We start from the raw sequence: 18,573 nt of genomic DNA, 5'->3' as shown, positions 1-18,573 counted from the left end.
CTCATCATTACTTGACGCCGTGCATCAGCTTGTTGATCAGCGGGGCGATCAGGAACAGCACCACGCCGGAGCCGATCAGGGCCCAGAACCCGAAGGTATACCCCTTCAGGGCCGACTCGACCGTCATGCCGCCTTCACCACTGACCACGCCAGCGAAGATGCCCGACAGGTTGTTGCCGATGCCGGTGGACAGGAACCAGCCGCCCATGCCGAAGCCAACCAGGCGCACCGGGGCCAGCTTGGTCACCATCGACAGGCCGATCGGCGACAGGCACAGCTCACCCACCGACTGGATGACGTAGACCATGAACAGGGTCCAGAACGGGATCTTGCCGTCCACGACCATCTGCGACAGGGCGAACATCAGCAGCGCGAAGGCGGCGCCGTTGAACAGCAGGCCCAGGCCGAACTTGCGCGGGATGGACGGATTGGCGCGGCCCATGGCCACCCAGATCCAGGCGATCACCGGGGCCAGGGTGATGATCGCCACCGAGTTGACCGACTGGAACCACGCGGTCGGGAAGGTCCAGTCACCGAACTGGCGGTTGACGATGTTCTCGGCCAGGAAGGTGAACGAGCTGCCGGCCTGTTCGAAGAACATCCAGAACATCACGTTGAAGGCGAAGATGATCAGCATGGCGATCACGCGGTCGCGCTGCACCTTGCCTTCGCGGATGCCCTCGACCAGCAGCAGGACGGCCAGCGCGGTGAACATCGCACCCAGGATCCAGGCCAGCGCGGTGGCGCCGGTGGCCAGCAGGAAGTACGCGACCGGGATGGCGACCACGGCACCGGCCAGCACCATGATGATGCGGCCGAAACCTTCGGCGCCGGCCGGCGGTGCACCGATGCCCTTCAGGCCGGCACGACCGATGTAGAACCACACCAGCGAGATCAGCATGCCCACGCCCGAGGCGATGAACACGACCTTGTAGGACGGCATCGCATCGGTACCGAACACCTTGCGGGCCAGGTACTCGGTCAGCACCGGGGCGATCATCGCGCCGATGTTGATGCCCATGTAGAAGATGGTGAAGCCCGAATCGCGGCGCTCGTCCTTCAGCCCGTACAGCTTGCCGACCATGGTCGAGATGTTGGGCTTGAACAGGCCGTTGCCGACGATGATCGTGGCCAGGCCGAGCTTGAAGATGTGCTCCTGCGGCAGCGAGATCATGAACAGGCCGGCGGCCATGATGATCGCGCCGGTCAGGATCGAGCGCTGGTAGCCCAGTACCCGGTCGGCCACGTAGCCACCGAAGATCGCCGCGGCGTACACCAGGGCCAGGTAGGCGCCGTAGATGCGGCTGGCGTCGCCTTCACCGGCAGCGCTGCCGTTGTAGAACTGGGCGACGATGTACAGCACCAAGGCCCAGCGGATGCCGTAGAACGCAAAGCGTTCCCAGAACTCGGTCATGAACAGCATCCACAACGGGCGCGGGTGGCCCAGCGTGGTCTTGAAGTCCGGCAGCGCCGGCTCTGGGGTGTTCGCAGTGGCGTTTACGCTCATGCGGATTTCCTGGTTCGGTGGATGACGAGCACGTCCGGTGTGCAGTTGGAGCAACGCGCGAGGATCACCGACTTCTGGCGTTCACGTCAAATACACGCCGTTTGAGGCAGGTGCCAGCCTGCTCGCTGAACTTGCATCTGAAACGATCCAGCCGCCGGCCGGGATCCAAGCTGAATACGGATCAGGTCTGTTCGGCCGGGGGCGCGGCCTGCAGGCTGGTGCGCACCTGGAACAGCTCGGGGAAGAAGGTCAGCTCCAGTGCCTTGGCCAGGAAGCCCACGCCGGACGAGCCACCGGTGCCGCGCTTGAAGCCGATCACCCGCATCACCGTGCGCATGTGGCGGAAGCGCCACAGCTGGAAGGCGGTCTCCAGGTCCACCAGGTCCTCGCACAGCGCGTACTCGCGCCAGTAGCGGTCGGTGTCCTGGTAGATGCGTTCGAAGACCGGCTGCAGGGCGTCGTCGGCTACGTGCGGCTGGGTCCAGTCGTGGGCCTCGTAGACCGCCGGCACGGCATGGCCGAAGCGGGCCAGGTACTTCAGGAATTCCTCGTACAGACTGGGCGCCTCCAGCACGGTGCGCAGCTGCGCCTGCCCGGCCGGGTCGTGCTCGAACACCTGCAGCATCTGCGCGTTCTTGTTGCCCAGCAGGAACTCGATGTAGCGGTACTGCAGCGACTGGAAGCCCGACGACGGGCCCAGCACGTCGCGGAAGCCCATGTATTCGGAAGGGGTCAGTGTTTCCAGCACCGACCACTGCTCGGTCAGCTGGCGCAGCACCTGCTTGCTGCGCGCCAGCACCTTGCGGCACTGCCAGACTTCATCGCGCTGCAGGAAGCCGATTGCGGCACGCAGCTCATGGCCCAGCAGCTTCAGCCACAGCTCCGAGGTCTGGTGCTGGATGATGAAGAGCATCTCGTCATGGTGCGGCGGGCTGGACAGCGGCTGCTGCGCGCTGAGCAGCTGGTCCAGCCGCAGGTAGCCGCCGTAGGTGAGGCGTCCCTGCAGGTCGGTGTGGATGCCGGCTTCGAGATCGCGTTGGTTGTTGTCGACGGACATGGGCGGGACCAGATCGGGGGCGGCAAGGGTAGCGCGTTGCCGCCGCGCTGGCAGCCGCCGGGTCCATACCGGGGCGTGCGGTTGGCCGTGGAGCATCGGCCGATCCTAGGCCTGCGCGTGGAACCGTCCAGGCCGTTGTACTGGCGGTCAGCCAGAGGCGTATTCTGATGCTTTGCAGCAACGACTGAATACGTTGTTGTTATTGGCCCCCCACCCGCCGGCAGGGGTAAAACGGAGAATTCCCGTGTTGCGGCGCAGGAAGGCTATTCCGTACGCGTTCCTTAACATGGCGATTCATATCATTTGTAACTTCTCTGTCGAAGGTGCAGTACGCAATGACGGTTGCCGCTGAATTCAAGATCGAATACCTGCAGTACCTGGATACGGACGGCAAACTCGTCCGCGATGACCTGCCTGCGTCGCTGCGCGACCCCAAGGTCCTGGTACCGCTGTTCAAGCAGATGCTGTTCGTACGTACGTTCGACAGCAAATCCATCGCACTGCAGCGCACCGGCAAGCTCGGCACCTATGCCGCCTGCCTGGGCCACGAAGCCGCGCACGTGGGTATCGGCGCGGCGATGCAGAAGGACGACGTGTTCGCGCCTTCGTACCGCGAGTATGGCGCGATGTTCATGCGTGGCGTGCGCCCGCACGACGTGCTGATGTACTGGGGCGGCGACGAACGCGGCAACGATTACGGCGGCAACGCGGCCAAGGACTTCCCGTTCTGCGTGCCGATTTCCACCCAGTGCCTGCATGCCGCAGGCGCGGCGCTGAAGTTCAAGCTCAACAAGGAACCGCAGATCGCGGTGGCGGTGTGCGGCGACGGCGGCAGTTCCAAGACCGACTTCTACGCAGCACTGAATTCGGCCGGCGCCTACAAGCTCCCGCTGATCCTGTGCATCGTCAACAACGGTTGGGCCATCTCGGTTCCGCGTTCGGCCCAGACCGGTGCCGAAACACTGGCGCAGAAGGGCCTGGCCGGTGGCCTGCACTGCCTGCAGGTGGACGGCAACGACCTGATCGCGGTGCTGGCGGCCATGGAGCAGGCGCGCGAACGTGCGCTGGCCGGCGACGGCGGCACCGTGCTGGAACTGATGACCTACCGCCTGTCCGACCACACCACCGCCGATGACGCGCGCCGCTACCGCGACGACGCCGAAGTGAAGGATGCCTGGCAGCGCGAGCCGATGCTGCGCCTGCGCAAGTACCTGATCAATGCCGGTGTGTGGAGCGAAGAAGAGGAAACCGCTTGGGTCGCCGAGTGCGGCACGCGCGTGGACGAGGAAGTGAACCTGTACCTCAACACGCCGGTGCAGCCGGTCGAGGCGATGTTCGACTTCCTGTATGCCGATCCGCCGCCGGACCTGCTGGCCCAGCGTGCCCAGGCGATCGCCCTGGAGAAGCGCCATGGATGAGATCAAGAACGGCGCGCCCGGCGCGCACACCAACGCCGCCGACAGCGCTGCGGTCGCGCGCGGAGAAGAGAGCATGACCACCACCCCGATCACCCTCATCGAAGCCATCACCCAGGCGCTGGCCTGGGAGCTGGAACACGACCCGTCGGTGCTGGTGCTGGGCGAAGACGTGGGCGTCAACGGCGGCGTGTTCCGCGCCACTGCCGGTCTGCAGCAGCGCTTCGGCTCGGACCGCATCCTCGACACCCCGCTGGATGAAACCACCATCGCCGGCCTGACGATTGGTCTTGCCGCGCAGGGCATGAAGCCGGTCGCCGAAGCCCAGTTCGATGGCTTCATGTACCCGATGGTCGATCATATCGTCTGCCACGCCGCCCGCCTGCGTTACCGCACGCGTGGCCGCCTGCACTGCCCGATGGTGCTGCGCGTGCCGTGGGGCGGTGGCATCCGCGCGCCGGAACACCACAGCGAAGCCAACGAGGCGATCTTCACCAACGTGCCGGGCCTGCGCGTGGTGCTGCCGTCGTCGCCGCAGCGTGCCTATGGCCTGCTGCTGGCCGCGATCCGCGAACCGGATCCGGTGATCTACATGGAGCCCAAGCGCATCTACCGCCAGTACAAGGAAGTGGTCGTCAACGACGGCGAAGCCTTGCCGCTGGACGTCTGCTTCGTGCTGCGCGACGGCACCGACGTGACCCTGGTGACCTGGGGCGCGCAGGTGAAGGAAGCGCTGGAAGCGGCCGACAAGCTGGCCGGCGAAGGCATCAGTGCCGAAGTCATCGACGTGGCCACGCTGCGTCCGCTGGACTTCGCCACCATCGCCGAATCGGTGGCCAAGACCGGCCGCTGCGTGATCGTGCAGGAGGCCCCGAAAACCGCGGGCTTCGGCGCCGAGATCGCCGCGCGCCTGGCCGAGGAATCGATCTACGACCTGCTGGCCCCGGTCGAGCGCGTCACTGGCTACGACACCCACATTCCGCTTTTCCGCCTGGAAATGAAGTACCTGCCGAGCGTTGAGCGGATCGTGGCTGCGGCCAAGCGCGCGGTGGCGGCTGGCTGACATGCGGGCCCGCCTTCTGGGGGCTTACCGCAGCCAGTATCCCAACCCGCTCCGGTTCCACACCGGCCAGATCGTCGAAGTAGGTGTCCGTGACGAGGAATGGCCGGCGTTTGCCTGGGTACGCACCAACGATGGGCGCGCTGGATGGGCGCCCATCGCCTGGTTGCAGCTGCTGGACGAGGGTCGCGCCGAAGCCTTGTGCGACTACGACGCCCGCGAGCTGGATGTGGAAAGCGGCGAGATGGTGAAGCTTCATCACGAACACGGCGGGTGGTGGTGGTCCGAGCGCGCCAATGGCGCGACGGGTTGGCTGCCGGCCCGCGAACTGGAACTGCTGGAAGAGAACTGCAAATGAGCCAGACCAAGAACTTCAACCTGCCCGACCTGGGCGAAGGCCTGCCGGACGCGACCATCGTCGAGTGGTTCGTCAAGGAAGGCGATGTGATCAAGCTGGACGAGCCGCTGGTCTCGATGGAGACCGCCAAGGCCGTGGTGGAAGTGCCCTCGCCGTTCTCCGGCAAGGTGCTGAAGCTGTCCGGCGGTGCCGGCGACATCATCCCGACCGGCTCGGTGCTGGCCAGCTTCGAACTGGACCCGAACCTGCCGCAGCGAGCCGATGGCCAGGACACCGGCCACAGCCATGGCCACGCTGCACCGGCGGCCGCACCGACCCCGCCGCCGCTGCCGGCTGCGGCCGCTCCGGTTGCCGCCGAGGAGGCCAAGCCCGCCGCGGCCGAGCGCGATGACGCCGGTACCGTGGTCGGCGCGATGCAGAGCTCCAATGCCGTGCATGCCGAACAGGCGCTGGCCGTCGGTGGCGTCAAGGCCGTGCCGGCCGTGCGTGCGATGGCGCGCAAGCTGGGCGTGGACCTGAGCCGCGTGGCCGCTACCGGCACCGATGGCGCGGTGACCATGGCCGACGTCAAGCAGGCTGCCGCCAACGGCACCGCCAAGCTCGGCGCTGCTCCGGCACCGGTTGCCGCTGCTGCCTATGCCGCGCCGGCCCCGGCGCAGGTGTCTGCCCCGGTGCAGAGCGAAGCCCGCACCCCGCTGTCCGCCGCCGGCAAGCCGATGCGCACCCAGCCGCCGGGCGTGGTCGCCAAGGGCCAGCCGGAACCGCTGAAGGGCGTGCGCCGCAACATGGCACGCGTGATGGCCGATGCGCACAGCAAGGTGGTGCCGACCACGCTGAACGACGACGCCGACATCCACGCCTGGCTGCCGGGCAACGACGTCACCGCGCGCCTGGTGCGTTCGATCGTGGTCGCCGCGCAGAAGGTGCCGGCGATGAACGCCTGGTTCGACGGTGAAGCGCTGACCCGCACCCTGCACGCACAGGTGGACATCGGCATCGCCGTGGACACCGACGACGGCCTGTTCGTGCCGGCCCTGCGCAATGCCGACATGCTGGATGCACGTGGCATCCGCGAAGGCGTCAACCGCCTGCGCGAGCAGGTGGAATCGCGTTCGATCGCCGCCTCGGAACTGAGCGGCTACACCATCTCGCTGTCCAACTTCGGCATGTTCGCCGGCCGCTACGCGACCCCGGTCGTGGTGCCGCCGTGCGTGGCCATCGTCGGTGCCGGCCGTGCCCGCCACCAGATGACCCCGGTGATGGGCGGCGTGGAAGCGCACAAGGTGATCCCGCTGTCGGTCACCTTCGACCACCGCGCGGCCACCGGCGGCGAAGCGGCGCGCTTCCTGCGCGCAATGATGGACGACCTGGCGCTGGCCAGCTGATCGGCCACCTGATCGGTGGGTGCCAACCGTTGGTTGGCACATGACTTGGAGAAAACGCCGGGCATTGCCCGGCGTTTTTTTGTGCCTGCTCCGTCGCGCTCCATCCACGCATGGCGTGGATCTACACAATGCGGGCGATCAATCGCGCGCGACCAGGCCCTCGGCGCGGCTGTACACACGCAGGCGGTGGCCATCAGGATCTGCCCCGACAAAAGTATGGCCGAACTCCAGCGTCACCGGCGCCTGCAGGATCTCCACACCAAGAGCGCGCCACGCATCGTGCATCTGCTGCACAGCCTCCGGGTTGGCCACCACCATCGCCAGCTCCGCGGCACCGGCCTGCGCGGACACCGGCGGCTGCACGTCATCGCGCTGCCACAGGCCCAGTGCGGCGCCATCGCCGAGCAGGAACAGGGCAAAGCCGGGCGACTGCTCGACCGGCGGCTTGCCGAGGATGCCGCTGTAGAAGGTGGCGCTGGCGGCGACGTCGCGCACGTACTGCAGCAGGGTGCTGGGCGTGAACATGGGGAAGCTCCGTTGTTGGGAGCAATCATGGTGGAACGAGCCTGCTGACAGATTCTGTCAGTAGAGTCGACTGTTGGTAGAGTCGACTGTTAGTCGACTGCTCTTCCCTCAACCTGCCTAAACCCCGCGCTGCGCGCGATAGTCGACTAACAGTCGACTCTACCCCCCGCTCCCGGCTGTTGCTCTGTTATGAACGGTCCAGCCAGTCCGGCGCGATGCCCTGCGCCTTCTGCCAGCGTCGCAGCAGGGTGGCGCGTGGCACGAGGTAGTGATCCTCCAGCACACGCGCCTGGCGGATGCGGTCCAGACGGAAATGGCGGAAATCCTCGCGGCGCTCGCACCACGCCGCCAGCATCGGCACCTCATCGAAGTAGCCCAGCGCGAACGGCCAGACGATGCGCTCGCTGCGCTGGCCGTGCGCGTCCTCGTAGCCGAACTTCAGGCGCTGCTGTGAACCGACAGCCTCTCGCACGGCCTGCAGACGAGCTGGGGGAACCTTGGCCGCCGCACGCGAAGGGCCCACCCGCAGGCCACTGTCACGCAGGGCCTCGCGCCGCGCTGCGGGCAACACATGGGCGATACGCGCCAGGGCATCGCGTGCGGCTTCGGCCAACGCGGGTTCGGTACGGGCCGCAACCCAGCGCAGGCCCAGCACCAGTGCGTCGATCTCGGCCGGTGGCAGGGTCATCGGCGGCAGGGTGTCGCTGGGCGTCAGCTGGTAGCCGACGCCGGCCTCGCCGCGCAGGTCGGCGCCCTGCTCGCGCAGGGTTTCGATATCGCGGTACAGCGTGCGCAGGCTGATACCCAGCGCGTCGGCCAGCACCTGCCCGGCCACCGGCCGCCGATGGCGGCGCAGCAGCTGTTGAAGCTGGGTCAGGCGCAGCGCACGTGACATCAGCCGGCCAGTGCGCTCGATGCCACCACGTGCTCACCCGGTTGCGGGGCCAGCGCGGCCTCGACCAGCGCCTTGGCGATCTCGCTGGCCGGGTTGATCCGCCACGCCCGCGGCAGTACCGGCCCCAGCACGCCCAGCACCTTCAGCGCGAGACGCTCACCGCGCCGCACCTCGTTGCGCTCGCCACCGATCAACCCTGGGCGGACCAGGGTCAACGAGGTGAAGCCCAGCGCGCGCAGATCGCGCTCCAATTCACCCTTTACCCGGCTGTAGAAGATCGACGACCGCGGATCGGCACCGGCTGCGGAATTCAGCACATAGGTCTGCGCACCCTGTGCCTGCGCCAGACGGGCGAACGCCAGCGGGTAATCATGGTCGATGCGATGGAAGGCCTCGCGGCTGCCAGCCTGGGCAATGGTGCTGCCGAGCGCGCAGATGACCGCGTCCACGCCCGCCCACCCGGCTGCGGCGGGCAGCGCATCGAAGGCCAGTACCGGGTTCTCCAGCTTCCCGTGGGCTGCGCCCAACGGACGACGGGTCGGGGCGATCACGGCGCTGCAGCGCAGGTCGTCCAGCAGCCTGGGCAGAGTCAGCCCACCGACCAGGCCGGTCGCCCCCAGCAACATCACGCGCATCACCACCTCCACTGCGGCATCCTGTCGCCCATCCTAGCCGTTCAAGCCGTCGGCGGCCGCGCCGATATGCTGGAACCAGTCCCTGCCAGCCCCCAGGATTCGCTCCATGACGGACCAGCCCGACCATCGCCCTGCCCCCGGTACCGCCCTTGGGCCGCCGGCACGCGTGCGCGCGGTGGTGGACGATGGGCTGGGCGACCGCGTGGTACTGCAGGGCGGTGGTGGCGTGGCACTGCAGCAGCTGTTCGCCGGCGCCGACGCGCCGGAACCGCTGCTGGCCGCCTTCGCCAACGGCATGGCCACCCTGCCCGGCGAACTGGGTGACATGGGCGACCGCCTGCAGTCGGCGCAGGCCAGTGCCGATTGGCCGCGCTACGGGCGTGCGATGCGGCAGCTGATCGACAAGTACATCCGCACCATCGAACAGCATTCGCCGGACGGACAGCCGGAAAGCCTGCGCCTGTCCGAGCAGCTGCGGCTGCTGCTGGGTGGCGCCGTGGTGGCCCTGCTGCAGCACGACCCGGATCTGCGCGAACAAGCGCAGGCGCTGGCCACGCGCCTGCGCCAGTGGCAGCCGGGTACCGCACTGGAGCCGATCGAACAGGGCGTGCGCGAACTCGGGCACCAGGTCGGCGTGCGTGCCGAGAGCTGGCAGGAGCAGCAGGCGCTGCTGCTGGAACTGTTCGCGCTGCTGTTGGAAAACGTGAGCGAGCTGCTGGACGACCGCAGTTGGCTGCAGGGCCAGATCGCGGCGGTGCGCCAGCTGCTGGACGGGCCGCTGGAAGCCGAGGCAGTCGAGCGCACCCGTGCCGAACTGCGCGAAGTGATCTACAAGCAGGGCCTGCTGCGCCAGGGCATCGACGATTCAAAGGCAGCCATGCGCGGGTTGATGGGCGAGTTCATCGAGCGCATGGATGGCATGGCCACCAGCACCGGCGAGTACCACGACCGCATCGGCAGCTACGCACTGCAGCTGCGCGAGGCGCGTAGCATCGCCGACCTCAACCAGCTGCTGCAGGACGTGATGCGCGACACCGGCAAGGTGCAGCAACAGGCCGCGCAGGCCCGCGATCACCTGGCCAATGCGCGGCAGGAAGTGGAACGCGCCGAACAGCGCATTGCCGAGCTGGAGCAGGAACTGCGTGCCGCCGGTGATCTGGCGCGCATCGATCCGCTGACCCAGGCGCTGAACCGCCGCGGCCTGGACGAACTGCTGCAGCGTGAACTGGCGCGTGCTGCGCGCAACAACTCACCGCTGGGCGTGGCGGTGATCGACCTGGATGATTTCCACCTGACCAACGAGGCGCACGGCCACGCCGGTGGCGATGCGTTGCTGCAGCACCTGGTGGCCGTTTGCAGGCTGCTGCTGCGCGCCACTGACGGCATCGCACGGCTGGGTGGCGATGAGTTCGTGCTGGTGCTGCCGGAAACCCAGGGTGCCGACAGCATGGCCACCGTGCAGCGCCTGCAACGCTCACTGGCGCACCGCGTGCTGACCGTGCAGGACCGGCGCGTGCCGGTGCACTTCAGCGCCGGGCTGGCGCAATGGCAGCCGGGCGACGATACCGAGGCTTTGCTGCGCCGTGCGGATGACGCGTTGTATGCGGCCAAGCGACAGGGCAAGAACCGCGTGCAGGCGGGCTGACCGTCCGGCCCGTCGCGAACCGCTTTGGTAGGTGCCAACCTTGGTTGGCGCGCGCGGCAAACGAAGCGCCGACCAAGGTCGGCCTCTACCTCGCGACCCGCCGGTGATTACTTGCCGCGCAGCTTCTGGAACCCGGTCACCGCCGCCAGCACGATGGCGCCGGCGATGATGCCGACCACCATGTTACCCACCGCGCTGACCAGCCAGCCCCACTGCCCCTCGCCGCCCATCGCCTGTACTGCGTGGTGCAGCGCCGGCACGTTGTGCACCAGGATGCCGCCGCCCACCAGGAACATGGCAATGGTGCCGGCCACCGACAGGAACTTCATCAGCCACGGCGCCGAGGCCACCAGGCCGCGACCGAAGGCGGCCACGGCCCCACCCTTGCGCGACAGGTACAGGCCGACGTCATCCAGCTTCACGATGCCCGCCACCAGCCCATAGACGAAGACCGTCATCGCCAGTGCAACCACGGCCAGCGTGACCAGCTGGTTGGTGAACGATGCGGTGGCGACCACGCCCAGGGTCAGTACGATGATCTCGGCCGAGAGGATGAAGTCGGTGCGGATCGCGCCTTTCACCTTGTCCTTCTCCCACGCCACCATGTCCACCTGCGCGTCGGCCAGCGCCTTGCGCCGCTCGGCCTGATGCTCGGCGTCGTCCTCGGCTGAGTGCAGGAACCGATGCGCCAGCTTCTCAACGCCCTCAAAGCACAGGAACGCGCCGCCGATCATCATCAGCGGCACGATCAGCGGCACGTTCCAGCCGCGGCTGTGCAGCCAGGCCTCCAGCGCACTGATCGCCAATGCTGCCGGCACCAGGATCACCTTGTTGACCAGCGAGCCCTTGGCCACCGCCCACACCACCGGCAGTTCGCGGTTGGCGTTGACCCCGGTGACCTGCTGCGCGTTCAGCGCCAGGTCGTCGCCCAGCACGCCGGCGGTTTTCTTCGCCGCGACCTTGGTCAGGACCGAGACATCGTCGAGGAGGGTGGCGATATCGTCGAGCAGGGCGAACAGGCTGGCACCGGCCATGGGAAGTCCAGAGAGGGAATGAGCGGATTCTGACCGATCCGGTGTGGACTGCGGAAGACGTCGGATTCACCGCGTGCCCACCGCCCCCCGGCGACACTGCTGAATCCGGACATTGCCGGCCCGTGGCCGGCGCTACCTGTCTTCGTCGCATGGGAGTTCCGCTTGAGCAATCCGCCCACCGCCAATGGCAATCCTCCGCTGGTCAAAGGCATGAACCGGCGCAGCCAGATCCTGCGCCTGCTGATGCGCTATCGCCATTCAGGGGTGTTCTCGGGCATGAACCTGGATGCCGCAGGCAATCCAGCCGACGTTCCCGCGGACGGCAACCCGGAACAGTTCGTCAGCGATCTGGAAGCGCTGGGCCCGACCTTCGTCAAGCTGGGCCAGATGCTGTCCACGCGCCCGGACATGGTGCCGGTGGAGTTCGCCACAGCCCTGGAGCGCATGCAGGAAAAGGTGGCCGAGATTCCGGTCGAGCGTATCCATGCGATCGTCGAGCAGGAGCTGGGCGCACCGGTGAACAAGCTGTTCGCCTCATTCGATCCCGAACCGCTGGGCTGTGCCTCGATCGCGCAGGTGCATCGCGCGGTGCTGCACGACGGACGCCAGGTGGCAGTGAAAGTGCAGAAGCCTGAAGTGGCTGCACAACTTCGCTCGGACCTGGAGGCGCTGCGCAGCTTCGCGCTGGCCGCCGACCACCTGACCCAGGTAGGCCGCCGCGTGCGCCTGCGCGACTGGCTCAACGAGTTCGCAAAGACCCTGATGCAGGAGCTGGACTACCACGCCGAGGCCGAGAACCTGGCCCGTTTCGGCCGACACCTGAAGCCGTTCCGCCGCCTGTGGATTCCGCAGCCGCTGTGGGACTACAGCAGCCAGCGCGTGCTGACCATGGAACTGGCCACCGGCGTGCGCGTGGATGCGATTCCCGACGTGCGCCGCACCGAACAATCGATGGACCCGCTGGCGGCGGCGCTGATCCGCGGCTACCTGGACCAGATCTTCGTGCACGGCGAGATCCACGCCGACCCGCACCCCGGCAACCTGCGGGTGATGCCCGATGGACGGCTGGCGATCTTCGACCTGGGCATGGTCGCGCACATGCCGCCACGCCTGCGCGAGCGGCTGCTGAAGATCCTGTTCGCCGCAGTCGATGGCCGTGGCGAGGAAGTAGCCGACGATCTGATCAGCATCAGCACGCGGCTGGAGGCCTTCGACGAAGAGCGCTACCTGCGCGAGACCGGCCAGCTGATCGCGCGCTACGCCGCCAGCGGCAGTTTCTCCGAAGGCCGCGTGGTGCTGGACATGGTGCGCATCGCCACCGCCTGCGGCCTGCGCACCCCGCCGGAACTGAGCCTGCTCGGCAAGGCGCTGCTCAACCTGGAAACCGTATGCCGGTTGCTGGCACCCGAACTGGAGACCCGCCGCATCGTCGAGCGCCAGCTGCAGCATGTGATGCGTGCGCGCCTGAAAAAGTCCCTGTCGGCAGCCAACATCGCCAGCGAGGCGATGGAGCTGCAGCAGCTGCTGCGCGATGGGCCGCGCAAGCTGTCGGACATCATGGCGCTGCTGGCCGAGAACCGTCTGCAGATGAAGGTGACGGGCCTGGAAGAATCGCGGCTGATGGAGAACCTGCAGAAGATCGCCAACCGCGTGGCAGCCGGCATCATCAGCGCGGCATTGATCATGGCCGCCGCGATGATGATGAAGATCGACACCGGCTGGCATCTGTTCGGCTACCCGCTCATCGCCTTGGTTCTGTTGTTCATCGGCGTAGTGCTCGGCCTTGGCATCGTGACCAGTGCATTGCTGTTCGATCGTCGCGCGCGGGCACGCGAAGAGCGCGGGCATCGCTAGCGAATCTGCGAAAACACCCGTATTCATGCGGTTTTTAATGCAATCCAACGAAGCCTTTCACGCTCGTTTTACCTTCTGAGCGCGATTTCGCGCGCGTCATTTCAACAAACATTTCAGTCAGGTTCGTGCATGCACTATCGGGTCATCGGTCTGTCACATGCATGTGCTTGCGGCAGCGCCGGTCGGATGGACACGCGTCGGTACGACGTCCATCACCACCACCCCGTCACTGCCGAAGCTGCCTATGCTCTGGATACTGCTGCTGTCGTTGTTGCTGCTGTGCTGGTTGTTCCTCGCGTCCGGCAAATGGGTGTGGTGGAAGGCCAGTGCGTTCTCGCTGCTGCTGCTCACGCTCAGCGCATGGTGGCTGATCGACAAGCTGTCCGGTGATGGGCTCAACGCCGCCACGCTGTACCACCTCGGCGCCGACATGGAAGGCGCCGGAGTCTCCGACTTCAAGGGCTACATCGCCGGCTTCATCGTGCTGGCGCTGGTCTCGCTGCTGCCGCTGTTCGCCACGCGGGTGAAGCGCTGGCGCCGGCCCGGCCACGGTGGCGCGCTGTTCGCGGGCTTCGCGGCCGTGTGGGTGGCCACGATCATGATCAGCCCGCTGGCCCGCGACGGCCAACGCCTGTACCAGCAGCTGCGCCCGGTCGACTTCGCCCGCATCGCCCCCGAATACCAGGTACCGACGCAGCCGCTGCAGCGCCCGCGCAACATCGTCTGGATCTACGGCGAGAGCCTGGAGCGCACCTACCTGGACGAAAACGTATTCCCGGGCCTGATGCCCAATCTCAACCGGCTGGCGTCCGAGTCGCTGGACGTGCGCAACCTGGCCTCGGCCGAGGGCAGCGGCTGGACCATTGCCGGCCTGGTGTCGTCGATGTGCGGCGTGCCGCTGACCACCTCGCAGGGCGATGAGAACAGCATGGACCGGATGGGCAGCTTCCTGCCTAAGGCAGTGTGCCTGGGCGACTACCTGAAGCAGCAGGGCTATACCAACCATTACCTGGGCGGGGCCAACGGCCAGTTCGCCGGCAAGGGCCAGTTCCTGGCCAGCCACGGTTTTGACGAAGTGCATGACCTCGCCTGGTTCAAGCAGCAGAAAAAGATCGGACGCATCCACTACTCCGCCTGGGGCGTGCACGACGACGTGCTGCTGGATACCGCCTACCAGCGCTTCGAACAGCTCTCGCGCGCCGGCTCGCCGTTCATGCTCACCACGCTCACCATGGACACCCACCACCCGGCGGGCCACCTGCCGGTGTCGTGCAAGGGCGAGCGCTACCAGAGCCAGTACGGCAACATCAACATGCTCAACGCGCTCAAGTGCAGTGACCGGCTGATCTCGCAGCTGGTCGAACGCATCCAGGCCAGCCCGTACGGCAAGGACACGCTGATCGTGATCGCCTCCGACCACCTGGCGATGCCCAACGATCTGACCCACATCCTGACCCGGCAGAAGCGCGAGAACCTGCTGCTTTTCCTGGGCGATGGCATTGCCCCGCAGCAGCTCAGCGCCGACGCCGGCACCACCCTGGATTCGGGTGCGACCCTGCTCAGCCTGCTGGACCCGAACCTGAAGACGATGGGCTTTGGCCGTTCACTGATCGATACCCAGCGCGCGCCCAGCGCCAGCGTGGCCACCCAGCGTGATGGCGGCCGAGATTACCCGCAGTACCTCGCCTTCGCCCGCTCGCTGTGGCTGGGTGAGCCGACCCGCGAACTGAAGATCGACGGCGACGACCAGGTGGTGGTCGGCCTGCAGCACGTGCAACCGCCGGTGCTGCTGGAGTACGACAAGGACTGGGGCCTGAAGTCCGTGTATCTGGAGAACACCTCGCGCCAGTTTGATGATGCCGACCCGGACAACACCCTGGCCTATGTCGACCGCTGCACCGCGTTCGAGGACGGCTCGGCCGATGGCGACTGGTGCGCCCTGCTGGTCAACCGCGACAACGGCATCAAGCTGTACCGCGACAACGACCTGCGTGGCGGCATTGCCGTGGACGCACCGCTGGACGCATTCCAGGGCCCGCGCCCGAGCGTGCGCCAGGCGCACATGATCACCCAGAAGGGTCGCCGCACCCGCGCCGGCCAGTACATGCTGCAGCTGGTGGCGAGCACGCGGCCGGATCGTGGCTTCTGGATCGAGGCGGTGTCCTCGCAGCGCAAGGTGGTGCTGGCCCAGCAGTGGGTGCAGCCCGATGCCAACGGCAAGATCAACGTGTCGTTCGGGCTGGACCACGAAGTGGATGATCTGGAGATCCGCGCGTGGTTGAACCATGCCGAGAAGCTGGCAGTGGATACGTTCGCACTGGTGCCCTCGCGCGGCCGACCGCGGGGGTAGGGCTCTTTGCGGGGCTGCGCCCTGCAAAAACCCCCTACTCCTGCGGATCGCGGGTGATGTGGATATCGGTCGGGGTCGACAGCGGAATGTTCCGCTCCGCCAGTATCTGCAGCAGGCTGAAGTACAGATCGCTGCGGGTGGCGTAGACCTGCCGCGGGCTGGCGACGTACGCGAAGCTGTTGATGGTGATCTGGCCACCGGCAATGCTGTCGATGTAGACCGTCGGCGCCGGCTGCTTCAGCACGTTGGTATGCGCGGTGTACGCATCCAGCAACGCCTGCCGCAGGTTGCCGACATCGGTGCTGGGCGGCACCGCGAACTGGATCTGGATGCGGCCTTGGTTGTTGCCCATCGTCATGTTGCGCACGGTCTTGGTGACCAGCTCGGAGTTGGGCACGATCAGCGTCGACTTGTCGCCCACCTGGATCTCGGTCGAACGCAGGCTGATGCGGCGGATGTCGCCCTCCTGGTCGCCCAGCTTCACCCAGTCGCCGATCTTCACCGGGCGCTCGGCCAGCAGGATCAAGCCGGAGACGAAGTTCTGGGTGATCACCTGCAGGCCGAAACCGATACCCACTGACAGCGCACTGACCAGCAACGCCAGCTTGCTCAACTGCAGGCCCATGGCCGACAGCGCCCAGATCACCGCGATGATGATGCCCACGTAACGGGCAACGGTACTGACCGAGTTGCGTGCGCCCAGGTCCAGTTCGGTCTTGGGCAGGTAGGTGTCGGTCAACCAGCGCTGCACCAGCTGGGTGATCGCCAGGCCGGCCAGCAGCGCCAGTACCGCCAACACGATCCCCGCCGGTGCCAGCTTGGTGCCACCGATATCGAATCCGGTCGTGAACAGTGAAGTGAATCGCTCCACCACCGCGCCGATGTTGCCGAACGGCGCCACCAGGGCAAGCAGCGTGATCAACACAACCACGGTACGCAGCGCCGCCGACAGCAGCACACCGGCCTGCTCCAGCCGCGATACGCTCAGGCCGGTGCTGAGCAGGATGGTCTGGCCAACCTTGCTGTCGGCGTTGAGCATCCAGGTGCTCAGGTCATCGACGAACTTGAACAGCAGGGTCGCGGCCAGCACTACGATGCTGCCGCCGATCAGCTGCTGGTTCACGAACTTGGCGAAGTTCAGGTAGCCCAGCAATGTGGCGATGATGGCCGCCACCACCGCGATGTTGCCCGCTACCCGGGCCAGTACCAGCCAGCTGCTGCGACGCACCGGCGTGGCCGCGCCCACGCCATCGGCCTGTGCCTCCAGCTTGGCCTCGGCCTCGGCGGTCTGCCGGCGATGCAGGCGTGCCAGGGTCACCAGCATGGCCATGATCAGGCCGAGGTAGGTCAGCGCAATCAGGCCGTCCAGCGCCACCGTGGTGACGTCGCTGGTACGCGTGGCCTGATCGAGGGCGACCAGCACCGTGCTCAGCCAGGCCAGCGCCGCCGCGCCCCACGCGTACTTGCGCAGCTTGAGTGCGGCGGTGTCATCCAGATTCAGCAACCGCCACGACGGACGCTTGGGTACCAGCATGCACGCGCTGAGCGCCGCAATGAAGGCGGCGCGGAAGGTGGCCGTCTCCAGGCCGTCGGCCACCACCTGCAGGCGCGGCGCAATCGCATCGATCGCATCGAGCGCTGCCATCAGCACCACCACGGCATAGCCGGGCAGCAGCGTACCGACCAGCAGCAGCCACATGGCCAGGCCGGATCGCCGCAGGCGACCGTCCGGCGCACGCTCGGACGCCGCAAAGCGCCGCCCCAGCCTGCGCAGCCACAGCCGCAGCGGGAACATCATCACCAGCGCGGCCAGCAGGCCCAGCAACGGCGTGCCCCAGCCATTGGCCCGGACACCAGCAACAAACGTATCGCGCCCCTGCTCGGCCAACGGCGCAACGCGTGCGATATCGATCGGCAGGCGCTCGGCCACCTTGCTCCACAGCGCCGGAGACAACGGCGAGGCGACCTTCTTCCCCATGTCTTCGGCGCGTTGCGCAGTGCGCTGCTGGTCGATGTCGGCTGCCAGCTGCTGGGCACGCACGGCACTGGCCTTGGCCTGCGCTACCGACGCGGCCAGGCCGTCGCGCTGTTTGGTGATGGTGCGTCGTTGCGCGGCCAGTTCCGGCGGTTCGGTGGTGCCTTCCGCAGGCGTGCCCAGCTGCGCCAGCTGTTCGCTGATTCGATCCAGCTGCGGCTGCAACGCCTTCTCCAGCGCTTCGGCATCGCGCCGGGCCTGCGAGGCATTCTCGGACAGCATCGCCAGTGTCTCGATGGCCTCTGCATCGCCCCGCTTGCGCTCGACCTCCTTCAGCCTGGAATCGATGTCCGCCAGTTGCTGCTTCGGCGTGGGGTCCTCATCCTGGGCCAGCACCGGTGCGGACAGCAGGAAGGCAGTGCACAGCAGCAGGGCCAGCCAGGCCCCCCGTGCACGGATCGATCGCAGGAAAGAAGACACGCCAGCCACACCGTTTCGCGCGGACCACCGCGCCTGCGCGCGACTATACGGCACAGACGGTAAAGGCCGGATGGTGGCGCGGAGGACTACACCAGCGTGGATAGGGGCTTCGACGGGTTGATGGCGGCGGGGTGATGCCGCTGGGTGATGACGGCCTGGCGATTGCGGCGGGGTGATCGTGGCCGGGCGAAGCGACTGGGTAGAGTCGACTGTCAGTCGACTATCGCGCGCAGCGCGGGCTTTGCACAGCTTCCAGCGAAGAGCAGTCGACTAACTGTGTAAACCCACCACGTTGTTCAGCAGGACTCTGGAAATAGGTGGCTGGCCACCGATCCCCATGTGAGGGCGGTGCCAGTTGTAGTGGTGCAGCCATTGGGTCAGCACGGAATTGCGCTGGT

14 protein-coding genes and 1 pseudogene are annotated in these 18,573 nt (G+C 66.8%); 7 read left to right on the top strand and 8 right to left on the bottom strand.

Features of this window, described 5'->3' with window-relative positions; translation table 11 throughout:
- Positions 1-7: 7 nt before the first annotated feature.
- Positions 8-1,507, bottom strand: a complete 1,500-nt coding sequence (locus AC5P9F_RS19860; RefSeq protein ID WP_005411345.1) for a peptide MFS transporter — start codon at positions 1,505-1,507, stop codon at positions 8-10.
- A gap of 181 nt (positions 1,508-1,688) precedes the next feature.
- Positions 1,689-2,564, bottom strand: a complete 876-nt coding sequence (locus AC5P9F_RS19855; RefSeq protein ID WP_099530250.1) for a tryptophan 2,3-dioxygenase — start codon at positions 2,562-2,564, stop codon at positions 1,689-1,691.
- Between the two features lie 335 nt (positions 2,565-2,899).
- Between AC5P9F_RS19855 and pdhA the strand changes: the two genes are divergently transcribed.
- The 4 genes from pdhA to AC5P9F_RS19835 are packed head-to-tail and all read left to right on the top strand — an operon-like array spanning position 2,900 to position 6,782.
- Positions 2,900-3,982 carry a pyruvate dehydrogenase (acetyl-transferring) E1 component subunit alpha gene (pdhA, locus tag AC5P9F_RS19850; protein ID WP_005411347.1) on the top strand — a complete coding sequence of 361 codons (1,083 nt, stop codon included), beginning with the start codon at positions 2,900-2,902 and terminating at the stop codon, positions 3,980-3,982.
- The gene (locus AC5P9F_RS19845) at positions 3,975-5,042 is read left to right on the top strand and encodes an alpha-ketoacid dehydrogenase subunit beta (RefSeq protein ID WP_005414714.1); all 1,068 of its coding nucleotides are present in this window, start codon (positions 3,975-3,977) and stop codon (positions 5,040-5,042) included. The genes pdhA and AC5P9F_RS19845 overlap by 8 nt, the downstream gene beginning before the upstream one ends.
- Before the next feature lies 1 nt (position 5,043).
- Positions 5,044-5,397, top strand: coding sequence for an SH3 domain-containing protein (locus AC5P9F_RS19840; protein WP_005411349.1), 354 nt, complete (start codon positions 5,044-5,046; stop codon positions 5,395-5,397).
- Positions 5,394-6,782 carry a dihydrolipoamide acetyltransferase family protein gene (locus AC5P9F_RS19835; protein WP_053496443.1) on the top strand — a complete coding sequence of 463 codons (1,389 nt, stop codon included), beginning with the start codon at positions 5,394-5,396 and terminating at the stop codon, positions 6,780-6,782. Before AC5P9F_RS19840 ends, AC5P9F_RS19835 begins: the two co-directional genes overlap by 4 nt.
- Before the next feature lie 138 nt (positions 6,783-6,920).
- On the opposite strand, the gene AC5P9F_RS19830 is transcribed toward AC5P9F_RS19835, so the two are convergent.
- The 3 genes from AC5P9F_RS19830 to AC5P9F_RS19820 form a co-directional block, all read right to left on the bottom strand.
- Positions 6,921-7,307 (bottom strand): VOC family protein, encoded by a 387-nt coding sequence (locus AC5P9F_RS19830; RefSeq protein ID WP_062605500.1) that lies wholly within the window; start codon positions 7,305-7,307, stop codon positions 6,921-6,923.
- 187 nt (positions 7,308-7,494) lie between these two features.
- Positions 7,495-8,202, bottom strand: coding sequence for a helix-turn-helix transcriptional regulator (locus AC5P9F_RS19825; protein ID WP_164225497.1), 708 nt, complete (start codon positions 8,200-8,202; stop codon positions 7,495-7,497).
- A complete protein-coding gene (locus tag AC5P9F_RS19820) occupies positions 8,202-8,837 on the bottom strand; it encodes a Rossmann-fold NAD(P)-binding domain-containing protein (RefSeq protein ID WP_172476275.1) in 636 nt (211 codons plus the stop codon). Before AC5P9F_RS19820 ends, AC5P9F_RS19825 begins: the two co-directional genes overlap by 1 nt.
- Positions 8,838-8,943: 106 nt before the next feature.
- Between AC5P9F_RS19820 and AC5P9F_RS19815 the strand changes: the two genes are divergently transcribed.
- Positions 8,944-10,482: a GGDEF domain-containing protein gene (locus AC5P9F_RS19815; protein WP_005411356.1), complete on the top strand. Its 1,539-nt coding sequence runs from the start codon at positions 8,944-8,946 to the stop codon at positions 10,480-10,482.
- Positions 10,483-10,589: 107 nt separating this feature from the next.
- Here AC5P9F_RS19815 and AC5P9F_RS19810 read toward each other — a convergent pair whose 3' ends face one another.
- Positions 10,590-11,516: a DUF808 domain-containing protein gene (locus tag AC5P9F_RS19810; protein ID WP_005411357.1), complete on the bottom strand. Its 927-nt coding sequence runs from the start codon at positions 11,514-11,516 to the stop codon at positions 10,590-10,592.
- Positions 11,517-11,723: 207 nt separating this feature from the next.
- On the opposite strand from AC5P9F_RS19810, the pseudogene AC5P9F_RS19805 reads away from it, so the two are divergent.
- Both AC5P9F_RS19805 and AC5P9F_RS19800 read left to right on the top strand, forming a co-directional pair.
- Positions 11,724-13,370 (top strand): annotated as a pseudogene (locus tag AC5P9F_RS19805) (ABC1 kinase family protein); the annotation flags it as partial.
- 244 nt (positions 13,371-13,614) lie between these two features.
- Positions 13,615-15,720, top strand: coding sequence for a phosphoglycerol transferase I (locus AC5P9F_RS19800; RefSeq protein WP_049395622.1), 2,106 nt, complete (start codon positions 13,615-13,617; stop codon positions 15,718-15,720).
- A gap of 34 nt (positions 15,721-15,754) precedes the next feature.
- Here the strand turns inward: AC5P9F_RS19800 and AC5P9F_RS19795 are convergent, their stop codons facing one another.
- Together AC5P9F_RS19795 and AC5P9F_RS19790 are read right to left on the bottom strand one after the other, a co-directional pair.
- The gene (locus tag AC5P9F_RS19795) at positions 15,755-18,184 is read right to left on the bottom strand and encodes a DUF3772 domain-containing protein (protein WP_197596716.1); all 2,430 of its coding nucleotides are present in this window, start codon (positions 18,182-18,184) and stop codon (positions 15,755-15,757) included.
- Positions 18,185-18,445: 261 nt separating this feature from the next.
- Positions 18,446-18,573 (bottom strand): integrase core domain-containing protein (locus tag AC5P9F_RS19790; protein WP_146256670.1); only part of this gene is annotated, 128 nt, incomplete at its 5' end.

Source organism: Stenotrophomonas sp. YJH_SMC_4 (assembly GCF_059371575.1).
The sequence above is the reverse complement of the archived record's forward strand: the minus strand, read 5'-3'. Positions and strand labels throughout refer to the sequence as shown.

Bases quoted from the DNA above. Each gene is read 5' to 3' on its own strand.
- AC5P9F_RS19815 (WP_005411356.1), top strand. From the start codon at position 8,944: ATGACGGACCAGCCCGACCATCGCCCTGCCCCCGGTACCGCCCTTGGG.
- AC5P9F_RS19840 (WP_005411349.1), top strand. From the start codon at position 5,044: ATGCGGGCCCGCCTTCTGGGGGCTTACCGCAGCCAGTATCCCAACCCG.
- AC5P9F_RS19800 (WP_049395622.1), top strand. From the start codon at position 13,615: ATGCTCTGGATACTGCTGCTGTCGTTGTTGCTGCTGTGCTGGTTGTTC.
- AC5P9F_RS19825 (WP_164225497.1), bottom strand. From the start codon at position 8,202: ATGTCACGTGCGCTGCGCCTGACCCAGCTTCAACAGCTGCTGCGCCGC.
- AC5P9F_RS19860 (WP_005411345.1), bottom strand. From the start codon at position 1,507: ATGAGCGTAAACGCCACTGCGAACACCCCAGAGCCGGCGCTGCCGGAC.
- AC5P9F_RS19810 (WP_005411357.1), bottom strand. From the start codon at position 11,516: ATGGCCGGTGCCAGCCTGTTCGCCCTGCTCGACGATATCGCCACCCTC.
- AC5P9F_RS19820 (WP_172476275.1), bottom strand. From the start codon at position 8,837: ATGCGCGTGATGTTGCTGGGGGCGACCGGCCTGGTCGGTGGGCTGACT.
- pdhA (WP_005411347.1), top strand. From the start codon at position 2,900: ATGACGGTTGCCGCTGAATTCAAGATCGAATACCTGCAGTACCTGGAT.
- AC5P9F_RS19855 (WP_099530250.1), bottom strand. From the start codon at position 2,564: ATGTCCGTCGACAACAACCAACGCGATCTCGAAGCCGGCATCCACACC.
- AC5P9F_RS19845 (WP_005414714.1), top strand. From the start codon at position 3,975: ATGGATGAGATCAAGAACGGCGCGCCCGGCGCGCACACCAACGCCGCC.
- AC5P9F_RS19830 (WP_062605500.1), bottom strand. From the start codon at position 7,307: ATGTTCACGCCCAGCACCCTGCTGCAGTACGTGCGCGACGTCGCCGCC.
- AC5P9F_RS19835 (WP_053496443.1), top strand. From the start codon at position 5,394: ATGAGCCAGACCAAGAACTTCAACCTGCCCGACCTGGGCGAAGGCCTG.